The organism is Streptomyces sp. FH025, assembly GCF_017427025.1.
GTDB lineage: Bacteria > Actinomycetota > Actinomycetes > Streptomycetales > Streptomycetaceae > Kitasatospora.
This window is the reverse complement of record NZ_JAFLNG010000394.1, coordinates 1-7,287: the sequence shown is the minus strand read 5'-3', so window position 1 is coordinate 7,287 and position 7,287 is coordinate 1. Positions and strand designations below refer to the sequence as shown.

The 7,287-nt window shown below is 68.2% G+C and carries 7 protein-coding genes; 3 read left to right on the top strand and 4 right to left on the bottom strand.

Annotation, left to right across the window (positions count from 1 at the left end):
- The first annotated feature begins 229 nt into the window (after nucleotides 1–229).
- On the top strand, nucleotides 230–1,693 hold the full coding sequence (locus J0670_RS24750; RefSeq protein ID WP_243437470.1) for a multicopper oxidase family protein: 1,464 nt from the start codon (nucleotides 230–232) through the stop codon (nucleotides 1,691–1,693).
- Nucleotides 1,694–2,089: 396 nt separating this feature from the next.
- On the opposite strand, the gene J0670_RS24745 is transcribed toward J0670_RS24750, so the two are convergent.
- The 4 genes from J0670_RS24745 to J0670_RS24730 are packed head-to-tail and all read right to left on the bottom strand — an operon-like array spanning nucleotide 2,090 to nucleotide 4,581.
- Complete coding sequence (locus J0670_RS24745; protein WP_207813864.1) at nucleotides 2,090–3,184, bottom strand: radical SAM protein; 1,095 nt, start codon at nucleotides 3,182–3,184, stop codon at nucleotides 2,090–2,092.
- Between the two features lie 13 nt (nucleotides 3,185–3,197).
- Complete coding sequence (locus tag J0670_RS24740; protein WP_207813863.1) at nucleotides 3,198–3,731, bottom strand: class IV adenylate cyclase; 534 nt, start codon at nucleotides 3,729–3,731, stop codon at nucleotides 3,198–3,200.
- Nucleotides 3,728–4,003, bottom strand: coding sequence for a hypothetical protein (locus J0670_RS24735; RefSeq protein ID WP_207813862.1), 276 nt, complete (start codon nucleotides 4,001–4,003; stop codon nucleotides 3,728–3,730). Before J0670_RS24735 ends, J0670_RS24740 begins: the two co-directional genes overlap by 4 nt.
- 5 nt (nucleotides 4,004–4,008) lie before the next feature.
- Complete coding sequence (locus J0670_RS24730; protein ID WP_207813861.1) at nucleotides 4,009–4,581, bottom strand: ATP-binding protein; 573 nt, start codon at nucleotides 4,579–4,581, stop codon at nucleotides 4,009–4,011.
- A 393-nt stretch (nucleotides 4,582–4,974) separates the two neighbouring features.
- Here J0670_RS24730 and J0670_RS24725 point away from each other — a divergent pair, with 393 nt between their 5' ends.
- Together J0670_RS24725 and J0670_RS24720 are read left to right on the top strand one after the other, a co-directional pair.
- The gene (locus tag J0670_RS24725; protein ID WP_307806673.1) at nucleotides 4,975–6,150 is read left to right on the top strand and encodes a Tat pathway signal protein; all 1,176 of its coding nucleotides are present in this window, start codon (nucleotides 4,975–4,977) and stop codon (nucleotides 6,148–6,150) included.
- A 41-nt stretch (nucleotides 6,151–6,191) separates the two neighbouring features.
- Nucleotides 6,192–6,680, top strand: coding sequence for an SAM-dependent methyltransferase (locus J0670_RS24720; RefSeq protein WP_207813860.1), 489 nt, complete (start codon nucleotides 6,192–6,194; stop codon nucleotides 6,678–6,680).
- Nucleotides 6,681–7,287: the final 607 nt, after the last annotated feature.

Here is a 7,287-nt window from a genome sequence, read left to right as displayed (position 1 = left end):
GGCACCTCCCTCGACCGCCTCCTGGAGGCCCTGGCCGCCCGCTGAGCCGCCGTACGAAAGGGCCCGCACGTTCGGACGCGAACGTGCGGGCCCTCGCCCTACCGGCGAGGAGCAGGAAGGCTGATGGGCCGGGTGGCCGATCCCGGCGGGCGACACGTGGACGTCCGGGATGGGATGGAGGCCCGGTCCTCGTCCCCGCTCCGCGGCCTCCCTGATGGAGACGTACCTCATGCGGCCTCATCTCGCCCCGGCCCGGCTCGCCGCCGCGCTGGCACTCGCCCTGGCGTTCACCATCGGCAGCGCGCCGGTGTCCTGGGCCGTCCGGCCGGCCCCTCAGTCCGGGCAGCCACCGGAGGCCGGGTCCGGACAACCCCTCCAGGACCCCCCGGAACTGGTGAGCCACGACGGCCTGCTCAGGGCGGAGATCGTCGTGGCCAGACGCAAGGTCGCGGTGGGCGACCGCGAGCTGTACGCGCTGACGTACAACGACCGCTACATGCCGCCCACCCTGAGGATCCGCCCGGGCGACCGGGTGGAACTGGCCATGAAGAACGCCGGGCCCGAGGACACCAACCTCCACGTCCACGGGCTGCACGTGTCGCCCAAGAGCCCGTCCGACGACGTCTTCATCGCCATCGAACCCGGTGAGACCTACCACTACCGCTACCGCATCCCGCGCGACATCACGCCGGGCACCTACTGGTACCACTCCCACGAACACGAGCGCTCGGCCGCCCAGGTCGCGGGCGGCGAGTCGGGCATCATCATCGTCGAAGGGCTGCAGCAGTACCTGCCCCACTCACTGCGGCACATCACCGAGCACACCGTCGCGCTCAAGGACGACCAGGTCGAGGGCGACTCCGTCAAGACCGACGACCTGAGCAACGGCGCACCGACCAACCGCACCGTCAACGGCCAGCAGAACCCGGTCATCAGCATCCGGCCGGGCGAGACCCAGCTGTGGCGACTGGCCAACATCGGCGCCAACATCTACTACGAACTCCACCTGCCGGGCAGTGCGTTCCACGTGATCGCGCAGGACGGCCACCCGGTCGAACGCGTCTACTCCGCCGACTCCCTGGTCATTCCGGCCGGCGCCCGCTTCGACGTTCTGGTGCAGGGCGGCCCGCCCGGCACGACCCAGCTCCAGACCCTCGCCTACGACACCGGACCGGCCGGGGACCAGTTCCCCCAGGTGGACCTGGCCACCGTGGTCTCCCAGGGCACACCGGTGCAGCCTGCCGAACTGCCCGTCCGCTTCGCCCCCAACGACGACCTCGCGGGCGCCCCGATCGCCGCCCGGCACGACATCGTCTACACGGAGAACGCGGCCGGCACCGAGTTCTACATCAACGGCGAGCAGTTCGACCCCGACCGGGTCGACATCACCTCGAAACTGAACACCGTCGAGGAGTGGCGCGTCGTCAACGACACCGGCGAGGAACACTCCTTCCACGTCCACACCAACCACTTCCAGCTGATGAGCGTCAACGACACCCCCACCCCACCCGGCAGCCGCTGGCACGAGACCGTCAACGTCCCCGCCCACGGCAACGCCGTCCTGCGCATCCGCTTCGACGACTTCACCGGCAGGACCGTCCTGCACTGCCACATCCTCAACCACGAGGACGCGGGCATGATGGCCGTCCTCGACATCGTCCCCGACGCCCCGACGTCACCGCACAGCAGCTGAGCGACCTCCAGCAGGAACGTGCAGGCCAACCCGCAGTCGCCGATCGCCTTGATGCGGATGCCCACCTTCGGGGCCAGGAGCAAGTTCTGCCGCCGCTTCGGCCTTGCCGAAGCGGCGGCAGAAGCACCCTTGTCCCCGCAGGAAGTCGGCTGGGCCGACTTCCTGCGCAATGCCGTGGATGGCAAAGCGGCGAGGCGAAGCCCTAGCCTCACCGCGGTGGGGGTGGAATCCACCGAGGCCGAAGGCCTGGGCGGCTTCCACCCCTTCAGCTCCAGGGCACGCGAACGTGCGAGCCCCGATCTACCGACCCATAGCCGGGCGCCTGCCGCGCGCTTTGCCAGCGGCCTCGCTAGGGTCGATCGAGGCCACGAAGGCTCTGTCGACAGGGCCCGTTACTCAGGCGGCGGCACCGTACTGGTTCGTCAGCCGCCGGACTTCGGCGTCCTTGAAGGCCTGCACCTCTTCCACGATCCCGCTCTTCGGCAGCTCGGCCACGGGGACGCAGAGGTCCATGCGCTGGATGCAGACGCCGACCATGTACTCCCCCTGTTCGGTGAGGTACAGGCGGATGCCGTAGTAGCCCTCCTCGCAGTCCGTGTCGTTGTTGAACCGGCACGACGCGCAGGTGTCCGGGAGCCGCACGGGCAGCAGCCGCTTCACGTAGACCGCCCGGCCGCCGAGCGCCCGGTAGAGGGTGCGCTCGTCGGAGGTGCCGGCGGTGAACGTCCGAAGCACCGGTTCCGCACCGACACGAGCCAGCACTTCGGAGATCGCCGCGATCGACTCCGGTCCGTCCTGGATGCTGGTGAGCATCCGCACATCCGCGAACTGGCCGTACGACTCGACCAGGTTGACGACCCGGTCCACGTGGGCCATTCCGGGAACGACGATGTTCACGGAGACCTTCACGCCGTTGGAGACGGCGGACCGGACGGTCTGCTCCGCCGCACGGATCTTCGTCCCGGCCAGGCCCGCCGCCCGGAAACGCTCGGACTGAACGGCCTGGAGCTCTTCGGCAGTGGTGCCGAAGACCGAGACGTTGACCCGGTTGAGGCCGGCCGCCGAACACTCCGGCATGACCTGTCGGCCGCGTTCCCCGTTGCTGGTCATTCCGACGCTCAGCCCCATCCCGGCGAGCACCGCGACCAGCGCGGGCACCTCGGTGTGGAGGGTGGGTTCCCCTCCCGTGAGGTGAACCTCACTGGCGTCGAACGCCCTGGCCACGGTGCGCACCGCCCGCCGGAAGGAGATGTCCGGGGCCATCTTGGCGGAGAGGAAGCCGACGCCGTTCGTCTCGCTGTAGATCGACATGCGCCCGCTCCTGCCCGGACCCGCGACGAAAGGCAACGGCGTGCGGCCCCGGTTGTCGGCCGTGACCGGTGTTCCCTCGTTGTGGCAGAACGTGCAGGCCAACCCGCAGTCGTCGATCACCTTGATGCGGATGGTCTTGTCCCGGACGACCCGGACCGCCGGGCGCTGGGTAACTGACAAGGCTCGTCTCCTGTCACTCGAACGTGAGCCGGGGGATCGCGTCGATGTCGATCCCGTACCGGCGGTAGATCTTGGTCGTGTTCTCGCTCGTCAGCTCGTCCGGGAGGAACCCGAGCGTGAGCGCTGTCGCGTGGACGTGTTCGGCGCTGTCGCCCTCGATCTCCAGGTACGGAGGGATCAGCGGCCAGTGGTCGATCTCGACGGCCGCGCCGCCCAGCGTCCAGGAGGACCGGCGGTTCTCCTGGTACGCCTTCGGCAGATAGCCGAGCTTGCCGAGGAGCGTGTTCGTGGCATCGAAGTCGCCGACGGTCGTCTCCGTTTCGGTCACGCCGTCGACCGCGTCGGAGTGGATCTCTTTGACGCACAACGTGACGTCGGTGCCGGTGTCACGCAGCCGTACCCACGCGCCGGGCCGACCGGGGATGTCGTAGACGTACCGGCGCTGGGCCCGGTCGACCACGTGGTCAGCCCCGGCATTGATCAGGAGCGTGCGCATCTTCTCCGGCTCGATGTTGAGAATCTTCGCTTCGAACTCAATTGCGGTCATGGCGAGTTGCCCTCCTCGATGCGATGCGGGACGTGCGAGCGCACGATATCGGCGATACCGCGCGCCACTTCCTCAGGTGTGCGGTCGGTGCCGTCGACCCGCAGCAGGCCGAACGCCCGGTACACGCGGGAGCTTTCGGCCGCATTCGGCTCCTCCCGTCGGTGCCAGGAGCTCAGCGTCCCCAGCTCGGCCCGCCGACGAAGCCGCTCCTGGCGGGCTCGCTCGCCTACGTCCAGCCGCGGGGCGAGAACGGGCGTCACGGTGGTCTGCAAGATGCCTACGCCGATATTCGGTCGAGCGCCGGACGTGCGGGCGGCCTGCCATCGGCTGGCCGGGGCCGGAAGTCCCGTACGACGGTGCCCGAGCGAGGCACCCCGATCCGGTGGCCGATCTGCGCGACCGTGGCGGCCGTTGGCCGTACCGGATCGGGCAGTTCGATCTCGGCCCAGATTTCTTTGCCTCCTTCTGGAAGGCTCTCGACACCGAACCGGGACACCACCCCCATGACCAGCCTCAGGCCACGGCCAGAGGTGGCCTCGTCGCTCGCCGACCGGTACTCGGGCGTGCCGCCACCCGGATCGGTCACGGACACGCGCAGTCCGCCCGGGGCGTACGCCAGAGAGGCGGTCAGCTTCACGTCCGGCTGCTCGCCGCCGCAGCCGTGCAGGACGGCATTGGTGCCGAGTTCGGACAGGATGAGCTCCACGTCGTGCAGCACGTCGCCGCACTGACGATCGTCCAGGCCAAGGCCAAGCAGCGGCACGGCCGCCGTGGCCCAGCGGCGGAGCTCGCCGATCCGTTTCCGTTCGGCGGGGAACCTCGTCGTGGCGATGCGTGGTCCAGACTCCATGGGGGCGCCTTACTCGCTCGGGGTCGGAACTGTCGGAAGACGGGTCGTACTGCTGCCCGAACGTGACGGGACCTCCGCAGTGCGGCCTGTAGCTGCCTTGCACGAACAGCAAACCGTCCAAGTTGACTGGGAGTAAGGTGTTGAGCACTGTCCGTTGTTAAACCGGTTAAACGGCATCGCCAGGAGGCCCCCATGGGGCGCACTCGCCAGCCCAATGAGCGGCTGGGTCAGCTCATCCGGGAAACAGGCCGACCGAACGAAGCTCTCGCTCGGACCTTGTGCGCTGTCGCGGCCCGCCACAACGATCCGGCACGACCGAGTCGGGCATCCGTCACGCAGTGGGTCCGCCAAGGCGTGACGCCCTCCGGGAACATCCCGCGATACCTCGCGGAGGTGCTCACCAACTGGCTGAACCGTGACATCACCCTGGCGGCGATGGGGCTCGGGGACGAGCAACCGGACCTGCGCGACTGGGGCTTGGATACGCTGAAGGCCCTGGCGGCTCTTGGACGGATCGACGTTGACGTGGAACGCAGACAACTCCTCCGCACCCTCACATACTCGCTCGGGACACTGAGCATCCCGCCCGACAGTTGGTGGGAGCACATGGCCCGCACCGGCAGCCGCGGCATCACGCAGCGCCGCGCCGGTCAGGCCGACGTCGATGCCGTTAGGGAAATGACGGGGCTCTTCTCCCAGCTCGACCAGCGCCGTGGCGGCGGGCACGGTCGAACAGCGGTCGCGCAGTACCTCCTCACGGACGTCGGAGAGTTCCTTCACGGGACCTTTGTCTCCGACCAGATTCGGCGGGACATGTTCTCCGCAGCAGCAGAACTCGCCTACCTGGCCGGGTGGACGGCGTTCGACAACGGCGAGCACTCCACCGCCCAGCACTACTACACCGTCGCTGTGAAATTGGCGGCCGAAGCCAACGACCCCGCGATGGCAGGCCACGTCCTGCGCGCCATGGCCCACCAGGCGGTCGACCTCCAGAAACCGCACCATGCCGTCAGCGTCGCCGAGGCATCCATGGCCGGCGACCGGTACGGACTCGCCAGCCCGCGCGAGCGTTCCCTTCTCGGCGTCGTCTACGCACGCGCGCTGGCCGCCGCAGGCCGCACCGCCGAGGCGAGCGCCGCGCTGCTCCAGGCCGAACGGGATCTGTCCACGGCTTCCCTCGGCGACGACGAACCAGCCCGGGTGTTCTTCTTCGGGGAAGCATCCCTGGCGCACGAGACAGCATCGGCGCTGCAAGACCTCGGTGACCTGGAAGGCGCAGCGAGGGAGTTCGCCCGCAGCGTCGCGACCCGGAAGGCCTCCTCCTTCACCAGGACCCACGCGGTCACCCTTGGCCACTTGGGCCTCGTGAAAGCCCGGCAGCATGCCATCGAGGAGGCCTGCACGATCTGGTCCCAGTCGCTCGACGCCATGCAGACCGTCCGATCTGCCCGCACCCGCGATGTCGCGCTGCGGATCCGCAGCGCGCTGTCTCCCTATCGCGGACGGAAGGTGGCGACCATCGATTCCGTCGACGGGCGCGCCGCCGAGTACCTGGCAGTCACCATCTGACCCGCCGTCCCGGCGCGGTCCGTTCGAAGGAGGGGAAGTTCGTGAGTGACGTCTTCAGCGTGGAAGCGCTCGGATATGTCGTGGGAGGCCGCACCGAACCGACCGACGACTACTGGGGAGGGACACGCGCCATCATCCGGCTTGACGGGGACAGGTTCCCGCTCGACGCGACGAAGGGACTGGAGGAGTTTTCCCACCTCGACGTGATCTTCCGGTTCCACAGGACCGACCCGACCGACCTGAACTTCGGTGCCCGCCGCCCCCGGGACAATCCGGACTGGCCCGAGGTCGGCGTGTTCGGCCACCGGAACATGCGGCGCATCAACTGGCTCGGCTCCTCCCGCTGTCGCCTCCTCAAGGTCGACGGCCTGGACCTCCACGTCGAGGACCTGGACGCCATCGACGGCACCCCGATCCTCGAAGTGAAGCCCTGGTTCCAGGAATTCGGCCCACATGGAGAAGTGCGCCAGCCCGCATGGACCACCGAGATGCTCCGCGACTACTTCGCTCCTACGCCTCCCACGGCCTGACCACCGGCATCGCCTCGATCGTCATCGGCTGCTTCACGGCGGACTCATGGCAGACCGCTCCAGCACCGTAGCCACGCACCTCGCCGAATCGACTATTCATCCCGCTCTCTATCGGCGCAGCAGGGAGAGTTGTGCGCCAAGGTCAAGCGCGATAGTCAAGTTTCCCTTTTCCATGAGAAGTCGACCGTATCGACTTCCTGCGCAGCTCCTCTACAAATCCGTTGCCGCTTCGGCCCCGCCGAAGCGGCAACGGGAAGGAATCTCGCTCCTACCGTCACCGTGCCTCTGCCCGTGCCGTCGGCAGGGCCAAAGCACCTCCTCTTCTGCTCAGGAAGTCGGCTGGGTCGACTTCCTGAGCAACCCAGCGGAAGCCGAGATCGCGGTGGGGGTGGGGGTGAGGCCGCCGAGGCCGAAGGCCTGGCGGCTTGGAGCTGCACGTCGAGGACCTGGACACCATCGACGGCACCCCGATCCTCGAAGTTCTTGAAGGCCGGTGCCCCAGGTCCCCTGGGGCACCGGTCTTTCCTCATCTCCCCTCATCTCTCCTGCGGTCACCCTTGTCCCCGTTCTTCTTCTGCGCAGGAAGTCGGCTGGGCCGACTTCCTGC